The organism is Ignatzschineria sp. LJL83, assembly GCF_054871845.1.
Genome location: NZ_JBTXLY010000006.1, coordinates 72,958 through 93,363, shown reverse-complemented (window position 1 = coordinate 93,363; position 20,406 = coordinate 72,958). Strand labels below are relative to the sequence as shown.

Here is a 20,406-nt window from a genome sequence, read left to right as displayed (position 1 = left end):
ATCATCTTACGAGATTAATCATTAATCCTTGAGAGATAACACGTCAAAGATCGTATATAAACCCGGCTTACTATTTTGAATACTCCACTCCACTGCTTTCAATGCGCCTTTGGCAAAAAGCGCTCTATCAAATGCCGTATGTTTAATGGTGATCTGCTCTTCAAGGCTTGTAAACGTCACTTCATGCTCACCAACAATCGAGCCCGCTCTGGTAGATGAAACACCGATTAAATTCCCTGTACGCGCCGTATTTCCAACGGTATAGGTTTCAAAATCCTGATCATTCGCTTCTTTTTTAACAGCTTGAATATCTTCAAGAAGCGTATTTGCCGTACCTGATGGGCTATCGACTTTAAAACGATGATGCTTTTCATGAAGATCAATATCAAAATCATCTCCAAGCGCTTTTGCCACAACCTTCACAATATAACGCTGAATTGCCGCACCAATACTCGTATTCGTCGCAATAATCACCGATGTTTTTGCAGCAAGCTCATCAATCTTTGGTTGAAGTTTTTCTTGATCCCAACCTGTTGTGCAGATAATTAAGGGTTTTGGATTTTGTAATGCGGCAGTTAACACAGATTCCACTAATTCTGCATTAGAGAAATCCACAACGACATCATTGCCGGCAAAAACTGCTTCTAAGCTCACTTTATCCGAGAGTTCTTTACTATAAGAAACGCCCAATGTTAATCCTGCTTTCTCAGTAATTTCCTGACTGAGGACCTGCCCCATTCGTCCGCTAATACCAATAATTCCAACGTTTTTACTCACGATCATTCCTTTTAGTATCATTTCAATAAAATAAACTAGATTTCATAGCCTACCTTACTTTTTTAAAAAAATGCAATATTTTTCATATCCCAATGATTTCACGATATCCCCGCGCGATTCACCGCTCTTATTGAAAAAATGCATCCACAAAAAAGACTTTGAAAATGATCTTTTCAAAGTCCACTCTAAATATATACATGTGTTATATACATACGTTCAAATACGCTTATTCATTCACTATTTACTATGAATCTTTTTCCACAATCGACGTATCATCTTTAACGACTATTTAAATCTCCCTAAACAGATTCCCCTCGGCGATTATAGAGAGGATTAAGCGATTAAATACTCTTTCTCATGGCGATAAGCACCTAATGATTCAATCGCTTCAATTCGCTCTTCAATGGTAGTTTTTGGAAATTCCAACATAAATTCCTGAATGCCGTACTTTTGCGATAACGCACGGAGATCTCGGCTTACTGACTCCGCCGTGCCGGCAATCACTTGTACTGCGTGTTTTTCAATTTGGTAATCTTTTCGCCCTAACTGCTTCGCAAATTCTTCTGCCGATTCATGAGAAGGAAGCGAATAGGTTCTATGATCTGAAAAATGAATTTTATAGGTGACGATACTTTTTGCTCGCTCTTTCGCCTTTTTCTCGCTCTCAGCAACTACCGCAGAAAGCGCTACCAACGGTACTTTTCCCTTTGTCGCCAAACTATACGCTTTGAGCGTTTCCCGAAGTTTCTGATCGCCACCATTCAGATGTCCCGCATAACTTAACTCCCAACCTAACTTCGCCGCAAATTGTGCGCTTTCAACACTTGCGCCTAAGAGAAACCCTTGCGCTTTATGCTTCACTTTCGGCGTTGCCGCAAGTCCCGAAAAATCGCCCTCTTTAATAGCGTTCCCGCCTAAAAACTGGCTCAACAATGTCGCTTTTTGATCAAAACTAAAACGAGATTCTTCCGAGAATTCTGCCTGAAGTGCTTTCGTTGATGCCGGCAATCCTCCCGGCGTTTTACCAACCCCAAGATCCACCCGATTCGGCGCAAGCGCCGCTAAGACATTAAACAATTCCGCCACTTTATAAGGATTGTAATGTTGCAACATCACGCCACCTGAACCAATACGAATCTGCTTCGTTGCTGCCAACAGATACGCTACCAAAACCTCAGGAGAGCTTGAAGCAAAGCGGTCTGAATGATGATGCTCAGCAACCCAAAATCGTTTAAATCCTGATTTTTCGGCAGTTTGTGCCAGTCTTACCGTATTCGCTAATGCTTCTTCAGCGGAACCATATTCTTTCAACGGACTTTTATCCAATACGCTTAATTCATAAACCATAATGTGTTTTCTCCAGTGTTCTTTATTTCTGTTCTGATATCTCTATTTTTCATATTTCAATATCATTGTTGGTTTTAATCTCTTAGAGCCGATTTGCGGCGGGAGGGAATGTTTGCATGCTTCTGGTAATCCCTCGCCCGCAGTGGAAGGCTTTCGTTTTGAGTTTTCCTTCTGATTCCGCAATCACTTCTTAACCAGCAATGAGTTCGATATTTCGGTGTGAAATATCCTTTGTGAAAGGCAGTTTTCGAAGGGCTTCAAAATCATCGTTAAGATCAAATAGATTCTGATAGCCATGCTTCAGATAGAGCGCAACGGCTTCGGGTTGCCTAAACCCTGTGGTTAAATAGAGTTTTTGATAGCCTTGTCTTATCGCTTGAGTTTCAAGTTCCACTAAAATCTTAGCTGCCAATCCTTGCCGGCGATGATTCGCACTTGTCCAAATTCGTTTCAGTTCTGCGGTATTGTCATCATAGAATTTAAAACCGCCGCCGCCGATGGTTTCTCCATCTCGCACCAACAACACAAAATTCCCTAAAGGTGGTGCAAAATCTGATGCCGGATAGCGATCCATTTCGGCGATAGCACCTTCTTGTTTATAAAAATCTCCATAACGGCGATCGTATTCCTCCGTTAAAGCATCTCGCAATGGTTTCGCTCTGGGATCATCTATTGAGGTATAAATAAATTCATCACTCATGGTTTTAGTCCTTTTATTCTCTTCTTCTTAATGCTTTCTTAAGCTCATTCTTTGAGTTATCTCTTATTCTTATGGCTATCTTATATTTATGGTGCATCTAAATAGCGCTCTACAATTCCTGCCCATAATGCCGCTGCCGGAATAATCGCTTCATCATTAAAATCATACTTTGGGTTATGTAGCGCTGCGCTATCGCCGTTCCCTACAAATAAGAAAGCACCCTCTTTTTCCTCTAATAGAAAAGAGAAATCTTCACTTGCCGTTCTTGCCGAGAAATTGGCTTCAATGTTCTCTGCGCCCAACGTTTGGAGCGCCGTTCGATATGCAAACTGAAGCGGTTCTTGATGATTCTCAACTGCCGCAAATCCTGCGGTTTCTTGAATCTCAGCTTTCGCACCAAAGCTTTCCGTGAGTGAAAACACTAACGTTCTTAAACGATCTTTCATCACACTTCTCACAGATTCTCGGTAAGCTCTTAACGTTAATTGCAATGTCACTTCATCTGGAATCACATTCGCAGCATTGCCACCTTGAATTGAACCGACCGTTAAAACTGCCATCTCTTTTGGGCTGACATTACGGGAAACAATGGTTTGTAAAGAGGTAATGAGATATGCCGCAATCGTCACAGGATCAATGCCGTTTTGAGGTTCTGCGCCGTGACTGCCTTTGCCTTTAATCTTGATTTTGAAAAAATCCACAGAAGCCATCGCCGCATCTTCTACAAATGCCACTTTTCCTACCGGCAATGCCGGCCAATTGTGTAAACCATAAATACGATCGATGGGGAATTTGGTAAATAAGCCCTCATCAATCATGCGCTTTGCGCCTAAGCCAATCTCTTCTGCCGGCTGAAAGATAAAACGCACCGTGCCATTAAAATCGCCGGCTTCCGCAAGCGCTTTTGCCGCCGCAAGCGCTACCGTAACATGCCCGTCATGCCCGCAAGCATGCATTACGCCGGGATTTTTACTGGCATACGCAAGTCCTGTTTCTTCCAAAATGGGAAGCGCATCCATATCTGCTCGAATGCCGATACTTTTATCGCTATCGCCTTTCTTCAAGCTTGCAACAATGCCGGTTTTCCCGATGTTTATGGCAACGTCATATCCCAAATTTCGCAAATAGTCGGCAATCAATTCGCTCGTTTGAATCTCTTTAAAAGCAAGTTCAGGATGTTGATGAATCTTATGTCGAATCGTTCTAAACTCCGCAATATCTCGTTCTAATACCTTCAAAATTGCCCGATGATTGTCGTTCTTTTCATGATTGCCGTGATTGTCATGATTGACGCGATTGTCGTTTAACGCCGTTGTCATTAATTCACTCCTTGGATTTTCAAGGAATGCCCAATGGTTTGGAATATCCGGCGATCAAAGGATTTGAACTCATCATTTTCCACAATTTCCGGCTGATTCGCGGCTGACCTTGTCACAAAGGGCGTAAACTCCTCCACAGCTTGCGCAATTCTCTGCAAAATATCAGGATTGATTAGCTCTTGGTTTTCAGAATAATCTTGTGAAGAAGCGTAAATCGCCGTTGGCAAACTATGCGCCATAAAAAAGCCCAAAAGTGGTCTGAGTTGATGTTCTACCACAAGCGCATGACGATTTCCGCCGCCCGTTGCGGCAAGAAGTACCGGCTTTCCATATAAAATATCGGGATCTAATAGATCAATAAAATGTTTAAAAAGCCCAGGATAACTACCTTTATACACCGGCGTTCCGATAATTAACGCATCGGCATCCGCAATTTGGTCAATCACTTTTTGCGCGGAGACTTCCAAATCATTGACGCTTTTCGCAAGCCCCAAAGATGCGCCTAAGTCCGCCATATCATATTGAAAGAGAGAGAAATAATGTTTTTCTACCGCACGATTGGCAATCGCATTAATTAATCCGCCGGTTTTCGAAGCATCGCCGTAACTGCCAGATAATGTCACTAATTTTGTCATAATATTCTCCTTAATCTCGATAACGGTTCTGCACTACCGGCAAACCTAAGTTTTCTCGAAGGGTTGTTGCCGGCAATATCGGATCGAAATAGCCTCTTTCCGTTAAGCGAGGCAAAATATAATTTTTAAAATCGTCAAAACCTTGTGATGACACGGCGAATGAGAGGATAAAACCATCCGACGCGCCTTCATTCACCCAGGTGATTAAACGATCGGTGATTTGATCTGCCGTTCCGATAAATGCACTTCTGCGAGTGGTTTCATTGAGGGCGACTTCTCGAAGCGTTAAATCTTTCTCTTTGGATTCTCGTTTAATGCGATCCGTTGTAGAGCGGAAACTGTTTTCGCCAATTGTGCCAAGCTCTGGGAAGGGTTCATCTAAGGGATATTGCCCAAAATCATGATGATCAAAATAACGCCCTAAATACGCAAGCGCATCTTCAATATCCACAAGATCACGAATCGCGAGATATTTCGCTTCAGCTTCCGCTTCTGTTTCGCCGATAATCGGACTAATGCCTTGGAATACTTTAATATCTTCCGGCGATCTACCATGTGCTTCTGCTTTCGCTTTCACTTTGGCGTAATACGCTTTTGCTTCTTCTAAATGCGGGATATTACTAAAGATCGCTTCGGCATATTGTGAGGCAAAATCCACGCCGGAATCTGATGCGCCGGCTTGGAAAATCACAGGTTCTCCTTGCTTGGATCTTTGAATATTAAGCGGTCCTTCTACATTGAAAAACTCGCCTTTAAAATTCACACGATGCAATTTTGTCGCATCAATAAATTGTCCTGTTTCTCGATTACGAACAAACGCATCTTCTTCCCAAGAGGACCATAATCCTTGTACCACTTGAATATATTCATCGGCAATCTTGTAACGTAAACTATGCTCCGGATGTGCTCTGCCGTAGTTTTTCGCTGTGCCTTCTAACGGCGTTGTCACAATATTCCAAGCCGCTCTTCCGCCACTTAATAGATCTAAAGAAGCAAACTGACGTGCAATCGTAAAAGGATCGCTATAAGAGGTAGAAACCGTACCGCCCAATCCTATTTTAGAAGTGTGCGCAGAAAGCATCGAAAGAAGGGTTAATGGTTCAAAGCGATTGAGAAAATGCGGCATTGATTTCTCGTTGATATAGAGCCCATCTGCTACAAATAGAAATGCAATGCCGGCATTTTCCGCTTCTTTTGCCAGGCGAATGTTATATTCCACATTCACGCTCGCATCTGAAAGTGATGCAGGATGGCGCCATGAATTAATATGCCCACCGGCACCATTTAACATTACGCCAAAATTAATTTTCTTCTCGCTCATTGTCTCTTTCCCCTTCTTTTTTAGGCGCAGAATCCCCCGCTCCTAAAGTTCATTGTCTTTAAAAGTATCTTTGGTTTATGGTGTGAAATTCGTTTTAAAAAATATTTTTAAAAGTGTTTTTAAAACATGTTATTGCATTACAAAAGCTGATTCATGGCTGGGTCGAATGCTTGCATTCCTCTAGAAATCCCGTGCCAGCAAGATGAGTTCTTAGTCATGAATGGTCGCTCACAAATCTTATCTACTGCCACTTCTCTATTACAGCGAATCTATTAATGAAGATTCCTTATTCAAGTGGCAATCCCGGTGGATTCGTTTCGGAAATCTCCAAAGCTTCTTCGCCTAAATGCCAACGATCTAAAATATTTTGATACGCGCCATCTTCAATTAACGTATTAATGGCAAATGTAATCGGCGCTGCTAATCCGCTATCTTTACGAGTGACAACGGCGACATCAGATCGATCTGGCCAACCGGCACTCAAAGTACCGACTGAATGAATATTGCCATCTCTTGCAGCAAAATAAATAAGCCTAGCATTGGGTTGTACTGTCACATCCGCTCGGCCTGCTTGTAATGCTAGAAGAGTCGTTGCACCATCATCATAGTATTGCAACTCTATAGGCTTTAAGTTTGCAGCAACAAGCTCATCGCTCCAGCGAAGTAAAATACGCTCCTGATTGGTGCCGGCTCCGACAATAATTCTTAAACCTTCCGCATCTTTAGGTGTTTCTATCTTCTGAATATCACTGCCATTTTTCACATAAAAGCCATGTAATCCTTCACGATAGGTGGAGAAATCAAACTTCTGCTTTCGAGCTTCCGTCACGCCGATATTTGCCAAAACGGCGTCATACTTCCGGCTTGAAAGCCCTAAAGACCAATCAATCCACGGAATCGACACAAGCTCTAATTCTAATCCTAAACTCTCGGCAATGGCCGATGCAAAATCAGGATCCGCGCCTATCGGAGTTTGTGCATCGGATGCATAAAAGGTAATGGGCGGATCGCTCGGCGCTACGGCAATTGTGAGTTTTCCTTTTGTGACGAATGGGTAGTTTTCTGGAATTAAGGCAATGGCTTCTGCATTTTTATCCACATGAATTCGCCCTTTTTGTTCGGCAGAAATATCGTAAATTTCTTTCTCTTGTGCCTGCGCCATTCCTACTGAAAGTGCTAACACGGAATACGATACCATTCGTAAAAGTGGTTGCAGTAATGATACGGATTGAAAGCGCTGTAATTGAAATCTTGATAAATAACTCATGTAATCTCCTTTTCAGATATTCGAATCAGTACTTTTAATATTTCCTTACTGAATACTTCATGACTGATTTTTATGATGAATATTGATGATCCATGAGAAAGAATGCGGTATTTCCTCTGTTATTTCCTATAAAGGATCGCACCTGATTTAATGTCAGTCACACTCATTCTTCCTCGAATCTTCTTACTGCTTAGTGGTAAAATACCGGCATTATTACGGCAATCCTGGGGGATTAATCACAGATTCTTCGACAGCTTCAGTTTCTAATGCCCAACGTTCTAAAATCTCTAAATAAAGGCCACTTTCAACAAAATCATTAATAATATTGGAAACAGGTTCTACTAACTCAGAGCCCTTTGGAAATGCTACCGCAATTTCTGCCGTTAATGGCCAACCACCGTTTACAGTTCCTACATGCTTCGTTTTATTCGTTGTTGCCGATAGGTACGCATGTAGAGAATTCACACCGAAAATTGCATCTGCTCGACCGCTTTCAATCGCAATCACTTGCAAGCCTTTATCTTCATAATATTGCACTTCAATGGGCTCTAATCCTGCTTCGACATTTAGACGATCCCACTCTAATAAAATCTTCTCTTGGTTCGTTCCAGAATCTGTAATGACCTTTAATCCGGCAACGTCTTTCGGTTCTTTTACTTCTGTAATTGCGCTATTTTTACTGACATAAATGCCGATATCATCTTTACGATAAGTGGCAAAATCATACTTTTTCTTACGATCTTCCGTCACCGTTACATTAGAAATCACGGCATCAAACTTCCCGCTTGAAAGTCCTAACGGCCAATCTGCCCACGCAATACTAATCACATCGAGTTCTTTACCCATAGAATCGGCAATTGCGAGCGCAAAATCCATATCAAAACCGATAATTGTTTTCGCATCAATGGCAAAATCATGAAGCGGTAATGTGGAAGAAGTCGTCATTCCTACCGTGAAATATCCATCCTTCACAAATTTAGCATCCTTCACTTCATTGGCGCGAATATCACTAAACTCGGCTCTAGGTCTAGCTTCCTGTTCAATACTGAGATCAATCTCCGCACCGACAGAAAATGTACTCAGCGTTGTGCCTAGTAAAATTCCAGCAATGCCCTGAAGCCATTTATGATTATTTTTTTTCATAAGATCTCTTTCCCCTAATCCGAATAGCTCGGTATTTTTTGTCTAATATTGTGATTTACTTCTGTTGTCCATTATTTTTATTGACTGCTTTTTTTATTGACTGCTTTTTTATTCACTACTCTTTATGTACTGCTTTTATGTACTACTTTTTCATCATTTCTCAAATGATCTTCCTTGGCATCATTCAATTTTTTGTTACAAAACCTTCTGTAAAAAATCTTTCGTTCTTTCGTGTTGCGGATGATTAAACACCGCATCTGGTGTCCCTTTCTCGACAATTTTCCCAGCTTCCATGAAGATAATCGTATCGGCAACTTCGTACGCAAAGCCCATTTCGTGCGTGACCACCACCATTGTGACGCCGGTTTGTGCAAGTTCTTGGATAATATCGAGCACTTCGCCCACTAATTCCGGATCTAATGCCGAAGTAGGTTCATCAAATAAGATCACTTTTGGTTTCAGTGCCAGCGCTCTTGCAATGGCAACGCGTTGCTGTTGTCCGCCCGATAATTGGCGTGGATAGCTTTGTGCTTTATCTAATAATCCCACTCTTGCTAATAATTCAAAGGCGCTTTTTGTCGCTTCTTCATAGCTTGCACCGCGCACTTTGATCGGCGCTTCAATGATATTTTCAAGAACTGTCATGTGTGGAAACAGATTGAAGTTTTGGAAAACCATCGCAATATCTGTACGCTGTTTCAGAATGTTTTTCTCTTTCAATTCATAAAGCACATTGCCCTGTTTTTCATAGCCAATGAGATTGCCATCTACGGCAATAAAGCCTTCATCGACACTTTCTAAATGATTAATGGTGCGAAGTAATGTAGATTTCCCTGAACCTGATGGTCCTAAAATCGCCGTCACACTGCCTTTTGGTACATATAAACTAATGTCATCAAGCACTTTGTTATGACCAAAACTTTTAGAAACATTGTCGATTTTAATATCGGCGCCAGAAATAATATTGAAATGAGATACCGCGCTATTTTGAATCGTTGCGACTTCTTGTTGAAACTCTGCATAGAGCTTTGCAGAATCTGGACGACCTAAAATCGATTCCACTGCTCTTTTAATATGGCGTTGAAATGGCAGCGATACGGTATTTCGAACGGCGCCACGAGAATAGTAACGCTCGATATAATGTTGGATAATGGATAACACCGTTACAATCACTAAATACCAAGCCGTTGCCACCATTAAGAGCGGAATCACTTCTAAGTTACGGCGATAAATCACTTGAACCGTATAGAAAAGCTCCGGCAATGCCAATACGTAAACCATCGATGTTCCCTTCGCTAAACCGATAATCTCATTAAATCCCGTTGGCAAAATAGATCTCATCGCTTGCGGCAATACAATTCGAAGGGATTGTGTTCTCTTGGAAAGACCGAGTGCTGCAGCTGCTTCATGCTGACCATGATCTACCGATAAAATTCCGCCTCGTACAATCTCCGCAAAAAATGCCGATTGATTAAGTGTTAAACCAATAATCGCCGCCGCAAAAGGCGTTAAAAGTGAAACCATCGGATAATCAATCCACGCCGTGCCGGTGATTGGGTTACTGATGCGAACGCTTTCATAAAGATAGCCAATATTATTTAATAACAGAAGCAACACAATGAGCGGAATTGCACGCATTAACCAAATATAGGACCAAGATAATCCTGATAATACCGGAGATTTAGAAACTCTCGCTAATGCTAATAATGTTCCTAAAATAGATCCTAATACTGCGCCAATAATCGTTAATAAAATCGTTCTACTTAATCCGACAAGCACCGGTTCTGATAAAAACCACTGCCCGAAAATATCCCAACCCCATTTTGGATTGGTAAATACAGAATAGAGAATGAGCGCAATCAAAATCGTGGCAAATGCCGTGCCAATATTTCGCATCGGATAACGAGCCGGCACAACACGATAATTTTCATATCCATGATTCGTTTGTGGCTGGTGATTTTCCAGCACATCCAATTTTAACTCTCTCGATATAGACATAGATCTTCCCTTCTCAATTCATCCATATTTATTGGCAACTGACAAAGTGAAACCGACGGATTTTTTTAAAGGTATCAATCTGCAAAATGCGAATTGCTACCTGAAATCCCCTTCACTCTTTCATCGTCCTTTATTGTATAAAGCTTATTTTACGAGGTTAAATATAATATATACCAAACATATATGTAATATAAACAAGCTATGATTCATTTAAGCACATCTTTACAAAAAGTAAAATAAAATCGAATAAATCCTAAAGAGTTTTATCAATAATGATTTACTGATAAAAATCTCAGAATGCTTGAATCATTGATGAAATGAAGATGATCGAAAAACATACGGAAATGGTTTATAGGTAAGAAATTTTTTGAAGTTTTCGCAAAAAATCATCAAATAAATCTAAAAAAAGAGAATCAAATACTTTAGAAGTGCATCAGAAATGCTTTAAAAGTTCTTTAAAAATTCTTTAGCATTTCGAAAAAATACATCATCACGTCCAATGTCTATTGGCAGGATGATTATTACCGGCATAAAAAAACCCGCCTAAGCGGGTTTCTTGATCTGTTATTGTTTAAACGCTATTTCAGAAAATCATTTATCAGTCTTTATTTTACGATAATGCGATCTACTTCAATATCTGCATTTCGTCTTCTATGAGTATCCACTTCACCATAAATGACAACTGTGTTTTGCGGACTAACCTCTACACCATTCCAAATATCTCGCTTAATTTTCAACTCAATCGTACCGGTTGCATCTTTGAATAGATATTTTTTGCCACCAATATGTGATTCGATATTTCCTTCAAGCGAAACGATCGTATCATCTTTCAGTTGTAATGCTTCTTGTACCGTCACGAGATTATCTGCCGCAACACTTGGACCTGTAAATTGAGCAAAAGCAATGGATGAACCAAAAATAAGAGCGGTCATTAATGTTAATTTTTTCATATTTATTCCCTAGAGCAATTTTAATGAGGACTTCTACTTCGCTTTCTAAGTGGGTATTAAACTATAAAAAACTTAAGTAAATCTTAAGAGAATTATTAATATTGAATAAATATGGGTGAATTACAGATTCACTCTTTTTGTAGGATTGCTATCACTCGTAATTCTTGGTGGAACAGCATATCCAAGGCAATTTCGCGTACACCTAGCTCAACAAATGTGTAAGAAAAGATATCCGGAACAGCTCCTAATTCTATCGTTTCTTTCTCTATCTTCACTTTATCCAAAATCTCTTCACAAACTTTCAGAGAAATATTAAGGTCAGAATCTTGACCCGGAATACATGATGAAAATAAGGAGATTTTGTCTAAAAATTTATCATGAAAGTGATCATAAAAAAGTCCTCTAACCCGCTTCTCTAAAGAGGCGATCACTCGTTCTTGACTTAATTCATGTCGATCAACTTCTTTAACAATGCTTTTATTCAATATTGAGATTAAAGGCATTTCTCGTTTACCCATACTCATTAAAACACTACTAGCAAGATGCTCATCATCGAGCACCTTATCATGGTTATGTTCTATACAAGATGGTACATAAACCATGCTATTTCGATAATCTTCAACTTTATCGAATAATCCCTGTTCACTAAAAAACAGATGTCTTGGTAACATATATTCTGAAATTGCAGCTACTTGATGACACATATAACAAGTTTCATTGTTCATTCTCAATATCCTATATTTGATAATATAACCGAGATAAGACTTTTCATGATTTTACATTTATTGTTAGTATAAAGATATATGCCACTGATTCATTACGATGATTGCATATATGTTTACGATATTTTATATTTCCAACCTTTTATTAGCAAAAAATTTATTCAATATCACGAAACTCATCTCCTCAAAACCCTATTATCGCCACAACAAAGATATATAAAATCCATTTCAAGGATCTCTTAGCATGAACTTCTTCAAATCTATTTGGTATTTTTTCGGAAAGTATCAAACACCAGGCATAAGAATCTTACACATCCTCACGTTGCTCATGGTGATCAATCAAATCATCGTCAGCAATTAGGATGCAGGGCACTAACGATCTAACGATTCCAAAATTCAGTGATACATATATTTTCACATGGATTCATATCATCGAAGGATTGAAATATTTTTACCCATATCTCTGGGGAAATTTTTCACAAATTTAATAGTGATATCAAACAACTCTTAAAAAGACATCTACCAGATAGCTCTCCCGAGGGACTTTCCCCTGCGGTTCAAGGATTAGGATTAGGATTAGGGGCATTATTCCTTGTCATCTTCTCTGGATTAATATGGTTTGGTCTTTGGTCTCAAGGATCCTCACTTGCTCCTGAGGCCAAAAACATTCACAAATCTCTCACGCTTCTCATAGAACTCTATCTCTATGGACATGGAGGTTTAGGAATTCTACATTTTATTTTTTGGTATAAAAATAAGAATGCCACAAAGCCCAAACAGTAACTGTTTGTGATTGTTAATCCTCATACCTAAAATTACAAAATACCTATCTCTATCAAAGATTCCATCACATCTCAGACGTAAAAAACCCTTAGCTAAAAAGCTAAGGGTTTATCATATTTGGCGGAAAAGGAGAGATTAGATCTATCATTGAGTAGCATTGGTATGACTATCTTTTATAAGCATCATCAATATATTTACCAACAAACTTACCAACAATAATAAAAGTAGCTCTTAATTTATACTGAATAAACGGAAGCTATTTATTCCAAAGTCATAGCTCTTTTTTTATCTTGAAACTTATCATACACATCTAAATGAAAGAGAGATAATGCTTCTATTTCCCCCATTGGAATAACTATTCTGAACTGTTGGATTGTGAGAGGACCATTACCAGACCACATCCCCATCTCATTATATATCTTAGAATAATCATGCTCTTTATAAAAAGTTAGTGTTTCTTTCTCTCGATATCCCGATATAAATGGCACTAGTACTAGGTCGCTAGTATCTCCACTCTCGAAGCGCACTCCATCGACTACACCTATGTATACCTTTCTCGACTTCAACGTCACAAAAAGAAGTACTCCGTTCTTCATATTATCTAATGATTCAAGAATGATGGCTTCTACAGCATTGCTTTCAGCAATCTTTCTAAATCCTTTTATTCGATTTTCAGGTTTTTTATAATATTCTCGCAACCCTTCGCTTTCCATCTTGGAGATCATCAGAGTTATTATGCCCCAAATAATAAAAGGCACTCTCAACTCTAAGAATGTCTGCCCCATAAGCCAATATGCAAAGCTAAAAGGTTCATACCAACCAAAAGCATATGTCAGTAAGTTCAGCAAGAACATAAGAATATAGATAGAGCTAATGATTATTACGGAAATTATCCCGCCTTTAAGAACGAATTCCGCCCCTTTAACAGCTACTAAAAAATAGGAATTCCATCCAATAGATTTCTTTAGTTTATATTTTGAAGGTAAGTCGGCATCAACATACATGTAGCCACACACAAGCATAAATATTACGAAAATAGCCCACATAATTTAGACTATTTCGCTTCTTTCATGCTTTGTAGCTTTTCAATATTTTGGGAAAGCGCTTCTTGAACTACCTTACTCTTATAATTTAAAGAGATGGAGCCATCCGCACCAACACTAAACGTATCATCAGACTTAATATCTTTCGAATATTGAGGATATTGAACAGGAAACAAACGATAATAAGTTTTTCTCATTAAAGATCTCATACTTTTTCCCTCCCCATAAAATTTAATGTTTTCGTATTTCTACGTATTTCTACGTATTTCTACGCATTATATTATCGGCAACAGTTACAAAAGTAAAACTATTCTGTATTTATAAAATACAACACTCCTTGTCTATTCTCCTCATTTTTCATCTAACGCAGGCAATTTTCTTACAACCCTCCCCCCGGCCTTTTGTGCTTTGCAATTCTCTGATCAACAATCACATTAACTTCCCTTTTTAGCTTTGATGATAGTTGTCCGGCATTCGTTTCGACCGATCCATCTTCGGTATTCACGATCACCTCGATGTTAATTGGCTCGCTCTTTTGTGGCTGATTCTGCAATTTGGAGAAGCTCGGAGCACCGCTAACTAATCCTCCACTCGCATAACCTCGCCCCATCTTTGCTGTATTGTGTAATCGATTTAAGTAATCAACGCCGAGATTTTGAGTTGCCTCTTTACTGAAAACGAACTCATTTTTGTGAACAATACCTGCTTCTTGATACTTTCCACCTGGTCCTGTAAAACCACCATCATAGAAAGATCCTTTTGGAAGTATCCCTGTATCTCTTACTGGTGCCGGGCTTCCTGTTCTACCAAGTCCGGGAAAGAAACTCATTATAGTATTCATCATCGCCATGCGAATCATCATCCTAGATAGATCCTTTAATATGGATGCCGTCATGTCGCCAAAGCTCGCTTTCCCTGTAGTAGCAAAGTCAAACAGAAAATCTTCCATGTGACCTAGTACGTCGGTTGTAGCATTAGCAAACTGATCTCTCATATTTCCAACACTATCAGTATAGTTTCTCATTCCCTGAGTTACACCTTGCCCGATACTATTCTCTTGCTCAATTCTCTTCTTTTGAAGAACTCCGTAAAGCTCAAGATACTTTTGGATCTCTTCATTGAGTAGAGCAATATTTTCTTCACTCATACCAATGGAAAGCAATTTAGCCCGATTCTCTAACTCACGCGCATATCTCATCGCATCTATTTGCTCTTTGGATCTGCCCATTAAAGTGAGCTCAAACTCCATATCTTCCAAGCGCTGATCATAATCAGAGCCAAGCTTTAATATCTCATTAATCTGCTTTTGCGCGTCTAACTCTTCCGCTTTCATTAAGAGGATTTGCTTTTGAGCATCAGATAACTTTGAAAGAACACTCGATTGCGATTGTAGCTCGTGAGTTAATGAGGATGCCGCATTGTATTGACTTTCATATCCTGTCGCAGATAATTGGGCATTCAGGCTAATAAGCTTTGCTGTTTCATCTGAAAGGCTCGATAGTTTCTTGGTATAGGCACTAACAAGATCTAAACCACCGGTACCGCCTCTCCCCCCTCCTGAGTTGCCACCACCTCCTGAAAAAGAAATCTCTTCATCTTCCTTTAACCGATTATCTCTTCTATTTTGCGCATACTCTCCAAAAAAAATTGATCCAAACGCATCGCCGATAGGATCGTTAGAGATTAATCCTTTAACCTCCTCCCAAGCCGAGCCCATGCCACTAACCAACATTTCCTTCATGCGATCTACATCGCCTTCGAACTGGGAAGCAAAGCTGAATCTCTCAAAATTTACTTCGAGATCGCCAAGTCCGGGAATATTGGATAATCCCGAAACCAAACCCTCAAGCAATATCTGTATGCCATTAATAGCAAGCTCAAATGGGCTCAATAGGTAATAAGCAATTGTCTTACCTGTAACTAGCATGAACTCGGCAAAGTTGTTAAAGACTCCAACCGTTAAATTAATGGCCGCAGTAAAAGCATTAATGATTATGTTTGCCGGCATTCGTGCCACTTTCGCAATAGCCATAAACACATCGGTAAATGTCAGTTCAAATCCCCCGATACTGCCGGTAATACTCTCATACAGCGTGCTGAATGTTGTACTAATCGCATTCCATCCGGCAATGGCCGTTTCTTTAATATAATCAAATGCGCCACCAACGACATCGCCAAGCGTTAGCCCTAGCTCTTGATTAAGCACAATCTCATTTCTAAAGTGATAAAGCGCAGTTGTTGCGGCTGTTACACCTACGACAATTAATCCTATTGGGTTCGCAGCTAATGCCGCAGTAAAAGCTATGGCCGCCTTAGTAGCTGAGGCAAACATCGCTGTTAAGGCTACACCTGCCAAACCAACCGCCGGAATCAGTACAAATTCTAGGTTATCAGCGAGTAATACCACGCCTCCGGCAAGAGTTGCCATAATGCCGGTAGAGTTCAGCGCATAATCAGTCACTCTCATAATGCTGTTACGCATTACTTGAAATGATTGCCCCATAGTAATCTGCATACTTGAGGCATCTTTCTTAAGTTGCTCACTAGCATTGGTTAAAGCATTAAAGACAACCTCACTTGTGATCTTCCCCTCTGAGGATAATTTCTTAACCTCTCCACGAACAACGCCGAGTTCCTGAGCTACAAGATCAAGAAGAATAGGCGCGTTCTCCGCAATCGACCTAAACTCATCACCTTGTAAAACCCCCGACCCTAAAGCCTGAGATAGCTGTAAGAGCGCAGAAGCTTGCTCAGTAGCGTTCCTACCTCCAATTCGCATAGCGTTGTTCGTGGCTTCCGTAAACTTTAGGAAGTCTGCTTGGCTTTTTCCGGCATCCTGTAATGCTCTTGCTGTTCTTGTGTAGAGATTAGTTGTCGCTTCAAGACTTGCTACCGTCCTATTCGAAATAGAATAAAGCTCATTCTGTACAGCGCTCGCCTCTTCTATGCTAGAAGTCACAAATCTGATCTGCGAGCCTAAAGATGTCATTGTGTCAGCCATATTGACCACTTGTCTTACAAGCGCAAACGACACGTAACCAATAAAGGCTTTTTGTAGCGCACCTAAAGCAGTGGTAGCATTTTTGGCTTCTTGCTCCGTTTTCCCGATTGAAGCATTTACTGAATCATTAGACTTTACGAACCGCCCGTTACTATCCCTCAATCGCCCTTGAGAATCAGTATATGTTCCGGTTGCTTTTTCGAGCCTTTCAGCGGATTTGGTTAATTGATCTAAGCTGATCTTCGCCTTATCCGCACCATTAGACTGAACGTAGATATTCATGCCAATTTGTTCAACCATTCTTTTCCCCTGCCACTGCTCTTGTTAAAGCCAAATACTCATCATCAATAATCGTAAGTACATCTATCTCTATCGGGCTTGCCCGTATAAGCATAAGATCAAAATAAGCCCTCATCATTGGATGAGTAATAGGTTCTGCTTGGAAACCACTTGATCTAGTTCGAGAAAGATCCGTAAACCACTTCCATATGTGTATAAATTCAGGGAGAACTGTCGGAGGGTTTTCAAGTTCTGATAATAGCTTGCCGGTTGCTCGGGATGCCCTTTTTAAATGCTCGTACTTAGTTATCTTCCCGGACGAGGTTTTAAACTGAGGCTTATAATAAAACTCAAAAACAGAGCGAACAGACTCCCTTAAATCATCTACTCGCTCTTGTAAAAAAAAGTAGCGTCATTCGCCTTTGATAGCACTTGTGCTCGTAACCAAGCATGTTTAGTCATTAGTTCTTTAATCGTTTCAGGCGATGATTCAATTTCCTTCCCATCACCATCGGTAAACCCTTTGAAACTTACCAATACAGCACATGCTAGATCAATGTCATCTTTCACTGAATCCGCTAAATCAATACTCGACTTCCCTGTTCTCTGCAATTGCGCTTGGTGCGCTGCTGCCTTATTAGTGATTCTTGTAATCAAAGGAATGGCCACATTCGAATTACTGGATTTAATCCACAACTCTACACCCTCCATCGCCTCTCCGGAATCAGGAAAGACCGGAACAAATGCTGTTCCCTCTTCAAAGTTATCGCTACTGAATCTCGTAATATTTACCATTTCATACCCTCTCTAAATAACATGATCTAATCTCAAATAAGGATTAGATCAATAAAACAAAAAACCTTTAAATACATTGGTTTTATTATACATTTAGGGTAAATATAGGCAAAAATAAACAGCCTTATTTAACAACTAATTACCAACAAATAGACTTCTAGAACAATTATCGCTTTGAAACACGCGCAAATGTAATAGCATGGGATTATGTCGGCGCTATTTACTAATATGGAGATAACATGGGAATCAAAGCTCTTACAGCTACGGGTATAATTTTAGGATCATTGCTTGCTCACTCATTCGCAGACAGTGGTAGGTGGGATGAAAGGAAAAGCATATCCCCAATGGATGACTCGCCAACTGTCGTATTATCTCTAGAATCTTCGGATAGAATTGGTTCCGGATTTAAATCGGAGAAACCAACCTTAGTAATCAGATGCCAAGAAAACCAAACCACAGCCTATATAAATTGGCGAACCTTTATTTCCGTTACTGATACAGAAATAACTACTAGAATTGACAACGATCTTGCTCAATCGTCTCTTTGGAGCGTATCTTCAAACTACAAGGCGACCCTCTCGCCGAAATCGATTCCATTCATAAAGAGCATGATAAACAAAGAATCCCTCATTGTGCGCGTTACGCCATTTAATGATAATTCCTATACGGTAAAGTTTGATATTACAGGTCTAGACAATGCCATTAAGCTCGTGAGAGAAACTTGCGGTTGGTAGACGTAAAAAAAGGGCTTGTATGCCCTTTTATTCTTTAATGTACTGGTTCTTTTAGCTCGTACTGATCATCTTTATGAGATTGTTCCAATACCTGATTTCTAAGCCAATCATACTCAGTCATGAGCCGGCGCTTATTCTCTTCATTGAAAACTAACTCAGTACCGTATTCTATCAATCCCGTGAAGCCTTCCAATAAAGAGCATGCCAAGTCAATATCCTGCTCTCTTCGCTTATCCCAATCATAAACGTATTTCCCCGTTTCCCACGCCTTTTCTCGTGTCCATGTCACATCGGTATTGATTGCCTTAACAATCTCTTTCGCCGCTTCACAATTGACGGACTTCACATACAAGGTAATTTCATCAGCCACTTGCCCTGTTGGAAAAACAGGCGTGATTGGTCGTGCTAATTCAAATCGCTCATTGTTAAATCTTTCAATACTCATAGTATCCATTATCCTCATAAATCATGATTATTAAACTTTCAAAAAGTAGGCTATACGTTCGTAAAAACCTATCATTATTATACCAAATAACGACCTACCAAACACCTGACAAAGCATGTTAAATCAATACTTTTGAGGGTATTTTAAACAACTAAGAAAGAGGTCTATCGCTTTACCGACAGACGTTGGCGGGATATCCCGTTGACCTCTCTATTTTTCAATTATTATAATCCGTCAGTCGGAATTCCGACCGACCTAACTAGCTGTTTTTACACCGTTGCGCGTTTTAGCGCATTGCTATCCTGAATCAAAATCACCTGAAGAGTTATCTAATCTATTTGGATATCTATAGAAAGATACTTAATTTTTTGAGAGAGAGAACCACTCGTGAAATCATCTGAAATGTACCATGCTTTAGATGACCAAAAATCATTATCATATTCTGTATTTTGATCAAAGTATCCTTCAAGTTGAACATGGTCAACCCCTGCGGGTGCCAATTGAGTTTGTCCTATAATCGTTGTATAAAAACACTGCGCTATATCAGACACTATATTTTCATCAGAATCTCTAGCCTCAAAAGATATATCTATTTTATTTTGTTTTCTCAAAAACTTTTCATCAGGGGAAAAATACCAACTAACTTCATCAATCACAGGCTCGTAAACTCTTACTGACTTAATCTCTACACCTGTTAAACCATAATCCTCTGTTGATGCCACTATATTAGTATCACAATTAGATATAAGGTTTATATCAGGAATTTTTTTATTAACCCAGTAAGTTACCCCAAGATAGAAAACAACTATCAGCACCACAATCAAAACAGCCACTTTAAGAAACCATGATTTAAACATATTTATCCTTATCAAAACATCTAATATCGTCCCTGATTGTGTCGAAGAACTACAAAGCAAATTAAATAACCTAACCATCGTTGAGCCTTCGGCGAATAAGAACCGCTCTTTGGTCGTACTTGTACGGACAAAGACATATCTTGCCCCTTACCTGTTGTAAAACAGGTATACATTTAGTGTAAACTTCTTCACGAATGATTTAAAGAACAGTAATCAGATGATTTATTTCTTATTGAAATTAATCTCAACCAAATGTAATCAATATAGTATTAATCAAATAGGCATTTTTT

General features: G+C 39.7%; 20 protein-coding genes. 2 read left to right on the top strand and 18 right to left on the bottom strand.

The features are described 5' to 3' along the window. Nucleotides 1-21 precede the first annotated feature (21 nt). From dapB to ACYSN2_RS05365, 6 genes are all read right to left on the bottom strand, one after another. On the bottom strand, nucleotides 22-777 hold the full coding sequence (gene dapB, locus ACYSN2_RS05390; RefSeq protein WP_461749234.1) for a 4-hydroxy-tetrahydrodipicolinate reductase: 756 nt from the start codon (nucleotides 775-777) through the stop codon (nucleotides 22-24). A 333-nt stretch (nucleotides 778-1,110) separates the two neighbouring features. Beyond that, the gene (locus ACYSN2_RS05385; protein WP_461749233.1) at nucleotides 1,111-2,124 is read right to left on the bottom strand and encodes an MsnO8 family LLM class oxidoreductase; all 1,014 of its coding nucleotides are present in this window, start codon (nucleotides 2,122-2,124) and stop codon (nucleotides 1,111-1,113) included. Between the two features lie 190 nt (nucleotides 2,125-2,314). Continuing rightward, nucleotides 2,315-2,824, bottom strand: coding sequence for a GNAT family N-acetyltransferase (locus tag ACYSN2_RS05380; protein WP_461749232.1), 510 nt, complete (start codon nucleotides 2,822-2,824; stop codon nucleotides 2,315-2,317). Between the two features lie 86 nt (nucleotides 2,825-2,910). Then, a complete protein-coding gene (locus ACYSN2_RS05375; protein WP_461749231.1) occupies nucleotides 2,911-4,143 on the bottom strand; it encodes a M20 aminoacylase family protein in 1,233 nt (410 codons plus the stop codon). Then, nucleotides 4,143-4,778 (bottom strand): NAD(P)H-dependent oxidoreductase, encoded by a 636-nt coding sequence (locus ACYSN2_RS05370; RefSeq protein ID WP_461749230.1) that lies wholly within the window; start codon nucleotides 4,776-4,778, stop codon nucleotides 4,143-4,145. Before ACYSN2_RS05370 ends, ACYSN2_RS05375 begins: the two co-directional genes overlap by 1 nt. Before the next feature lie 10 nt (nucleotides 4,779-4,788). Continuing rightward, the gene (locus ACYSN2_RS05365; RefSeq protein ID WP_461749229.1) at nucleotides 4,789-6,099 is read right to left on the bottom strand and encodes an LLM class flavin-dependent oxidoreductase; all 1,311 of its coding nucleotides are present in this window, start codon (nucleotides 6,097-6,099) and stop codon (nucleotides 4,789-4,791) included. Between the two features lie 153 nt (nucleotides 6,100-6,252). Here ACYSN2_RS05365 and ACYSN2_RS05360 point away from each other — a divergent pair, with 153 nt between their 5' ends. Next, nucleotides 6,253-6,375 carry a hypothetical protein gene (locus ACYSN2_RS05360; RefSeq protein WP_461749228.1) on the top strand — a complete coding sequence of 41 codons (123 nt, stop codon included), beginning with the start codon at nucleotides 6,253-6,255 and terminating at the stop codon, nucleotides 6,373-6,375. A 10-nt stretch (nucleotides 6,376-6,385) separates the two neighbouring features. Here ACYSN2_RS05360 and ACYSN2_RS05355 read toward each other — a convergent pair whose 3' ends face one another. The 10 genes from ACYSN2_RS05355 to ACYSN2_RS05310 all read right to left on the bottom strand — a co-directional run bounded on the left by ACYSN2_RS05355 (nucleotide 6,386) and on the right by ACYSN2_RS05310 (nucleotide 18,080). Beyond that, the gene (locus ACYSN2_RS05355) at nucleotides 6,386-7,366 is read right to left on the bottom strand and encodes an ABC transporter substrate-binding protein (protein ID WP_461749227.1); all 981 of its coding nucleotides are present in this window, start codon (nucleotides 7,364-7,366) and stop codon (nucleotides 6,386-6,388) included. A gap of 213 nt (nucleotides 7,367-7,579) precedes the next feature. Beyond that, nucleotides 7,580-8,509 carry an ABC transporter substrate-binding protein gene (locus ACYSN2_RS05350; RefSeq protein ID WP_461749226.1) on the bottom strand — a complete coding sequence of 310 codons (930 nt, stop codon included), beginning with the start codon at nucleotides 8,507-8,509 and terminating at the stop codon, nucleotides 7,580-7,582. A 195-nt stretch (nucleotides 8,510-8,704) separates the two neighbouring features. Next, the gene (locus tag ACYSN2_RS05345) at nucleotides 8,705-10,507 is read right to left on the bottom strand and encodes an amino acid ABC transporter permease/ATP-binding protein (protein ID WP_461749225.1); all 1,803 of its coding nucleotides are present in this window, start codon (nucleotides 10,505-10,507) and stop codon (nucleotides 8,705-8,707) included. A gap of 605 nt (nucleotides 10,508-11,112) precedes the next feature. Next, entirely contained in the window at nucleotides 11,113-11,457 is a 345-nt protein-coding gene (locus tag ACYSN2_RS05340; protein ID WP_461749224.1) for a YgiW/YdeI family stress tolerance OB fold protein, read from the bottom strand. Between the two features lie 128 nt (nucleotides 11,458-11,585). Next, complete coding sequence (locus tag ACYSN2_RS05335) at nucleotides 11,586-12,182, bottom strand: hypothetical protein (protein WP_461749223.1); 597 nt, start codon at nucleotides 12,180-12,182, stop codon at nucleotides 11,586-11,588. A 1,040-nt stretch (nucleotides 12,183-13,222) separates the two neighbouring features. Then, nucleotides 13,223-14,008 carry a hypothetical protein gene (locus ACYSN2_RS05330; RefSeq protein WP_461749222.1) on the bottom strand — a complete coding sequence of 262 codons (786 nt, stop codon included), beginning with the start codon at nucleotides 14,006-14,008 and terminating at the stop codon, nucleotides 13,223-13,225. A gap of 8 nt (nucleotides 14,009-14,016) precedes the next feature. Continuing rightward, nucleotides 14,017-14,214: a hypothetical protein gene (locus ACYSN2_RS05325; protein ID WP_461749221.1), complete on the bottom strand. Its 198-nt coding sequence runs from the start codon at nucleotides 14,212-14,214 to the stop codon at nucleotides 14,017-14,019. A gap of 170 nt (nucleotides 14,215-14,384) precedes the next feature. Continuing rightward, nucleotides 14,385-17,306, bottom strand: coding sequence for a tape measure protein (locus tag ACYSN2_RS05320; protein WP_461749220.1), 2,922 nt, complete (start codon nucleotides 17,304-17,306; stop codon nucleotides 14,385-14,387). Further along, a complete protein-coding gene (locus ACYSN2_RS05315; RefSeq protein ID WP_461749275.1) occupies nucleotides 17,299-17,595 on the bottom strand; it encodes a phage tail assembly chaperone in 297 nt (98 codons plus the stop codon). Before ACYSN2_RS05315 ends, ACYSN2_RS05320 begins: the two co-directional genes overlap by 8 nt. A 74-nt stretch (nucleotides 17,596-17,669) precedes the next feature. Continuing rightward, on the bottom strand, nucleotides 17,670-18,080 hold the full coding sequence (locus ACYSN2_RS05310; protein ID WP_461749219.1) for a hypothetical protein: 411 nt from the start codon (nucleotides 18,078-18,080) through the stop codon (nucleotides 17,670-17,672). 239 nt (nucleotides 18,081-18,319) lie between these two features. On the opposite strand from ACYSN2_RS05310, the gene ACYSN2_RS05305 reads away from it, so the two are divergent. Then, complete coding sequence (locus ACYSN2_RS05305) at nucleotides 18,320-18,814, top strand: type VI secretion system-associated protein TagO (RefSeq protein ID WP_461749218.1); 495 nt, start codon at nucleotides 18,320-18,322, stop codon at nucleotides 18,812-18,814. Nucleotides 18,815-18,848: 34 nt separating this feature from the next. Here ACYSN2_RS05305 and ACYSN2_RS05300 read toward each other — a convergent pair whose 3' ends face one another. Next, the gene (locus tag ACYSN2_RS05300; protein ID WP_461749217.1) at nucleotides 18,849-19,259 is read right to left on the bottom strand and encodes a hypothetical protein; all 411 of its coding nucleotides are present in this window, start codon (nucleotides 19,257-19,259) and stop codon (nucleotides 18,849-18,851) included. A 329-nt stretch (nucleotides 19,260-19,588) separates the two neighbouring features. Next, a complete protein-coding gene (locus ACYSN2_RS05295; RefSeq protein WP_461749216.1) occupies nucleotides 19,589-20,116 on the bottom strand; it encodes a hypothetical protein in 528 nt (175 codons plus the stop codon). Between the last annotated feature and the right edge of the window lie 290 nt (nucleotides 20,117-20,406).

Bases quoted from the DNA above. Each gene is read 5' to 3' on its own strand.
- ACYSN2_RS05385 (WP_461749233.1), bottom strand. From the start codon at position 2,124: ATGGTTTATGAATTAAGCGTATTGGATAAAAGTCCGTTGAAAGAATAT.
- ACYSN2_RS05380 (WP_461749232.1), bottom strand. From the start codon at position 2,824: ATGAGTGATGAATTTATTTATACCTCAATAGATGATCCCAGAGCGAAA.
- ACYSN2_RS05375 (WP_461749231.1), bottom strand. From the start codon at position 4,143: ATGACAACGGCGTTAAACGACAATCGCGTCAATCATGACAATCACGGC.
- ACYSN2_RS05370 (WP_461749230.1), bottom strand. From the start codon at position 4,778: ATGACAAAATTAGTGACATTATCTGGCAGTTACGGCGATGCTTCGAAA.
- ACYSN2_RS05365 (WP_461749229.1), bottom strand. From the start codon at position 6,099: ATGAGCGAGAAGAAAATTAATTTTGGCGTAATGTTAAATGGTGCCGGT.
- ACYSN2_RS05360 (WP_461749228.1), top strand. From the start codon at position 6,253: ATGGCTGGGTCGAATGCTTGCATTCCTCTAGAAATCCCGTGCCAGCAA.
- ACYSN2_RS05355 (WP_461749227.1), bottom strand. From the start codon at position 7,366: ATGAGTTATTTATCAAGATTTCAATTACAGCGCTTTCAATCCGTATCA.
- ACYSN2_RS05350 (WP_461749226.1), bottom strand. From the start codon at position 8,509: ATGAAAAAAAATAATCATAAATGGCTTCAGGGCATTGCTGGAATTTTA.
- ACYSN2_RS05345 (WP_461749225.1), bottom strand. From the start codon at position 10,507: ATGTCTATATCGAGAGAGTTAAAATTGGATGTGCTGGAAAATCACCAG.
- ACYSN2_RS05340 (WP_461749224.1), bottom strand. From the start codon at position 11,457: ATGAAAAAATTAACATTAATGACCGCTCTTATTTTTGGTTCATCCATT.
- ACYSN2_RS05335 (WP_461749223.1), bottom strand. From the start codon at position 12,182: ATGAACAATGAAACTTGTTATATGTGTCATCAAGTAGCTGCAATTTCA.
- ACYSN2_RS05330 (WP_461749222.1), bottom strand. From the start codon at position 14,008: ATGTGGGCTATTTTCGTAATATTTATGCTTGTGTGTGGCTACATGTAT.
- ACYSN2_RS05325 (WP_461749221.1), bottom strand. From the start codon at position 14,214: ATGAGATCTTTAATGAGAAAAACTTATTATCGTTTGTTTCCTGTTCAA.
- ACYSN2_RS05320 (WP_461749220.1), bottom strand. From the start codon at position 17,306: ATGGTTGAACAAATTGGCATGAATATCTACGTTCAGTCTAATGGTGCG.
- ACYSN2_RS05310 (WP_461749219.1), bottom strand. From the start codon at position 18,080: ATGGTAAATATTACGAGATTCAGTAGCGATAACTTTGAAGAGGGAACA.
- ACYSN2_RS05305 (WP_461749218.1), top strand. From the start codon at position 18,320: ATGGGAATCAAAGCTCTTACAGCTACGGGTATAATTTTAGGATCATTG.
- ACYSN2_RS05300 (WP_461749217.1), bottom strand. From the start codon at position 19,259: ATGAGTATTGAAAGATTTAACAATGAGCGATTTGAATTAGCACGACCA.
- ACYSN2_RS05295 (WP_461749216.1), bottom strand. From the start codon at position 20,116: ATGTTTAAATCATGGTTTCTTAAAGTGGCTGTTTTGATTGTGGTGCTG.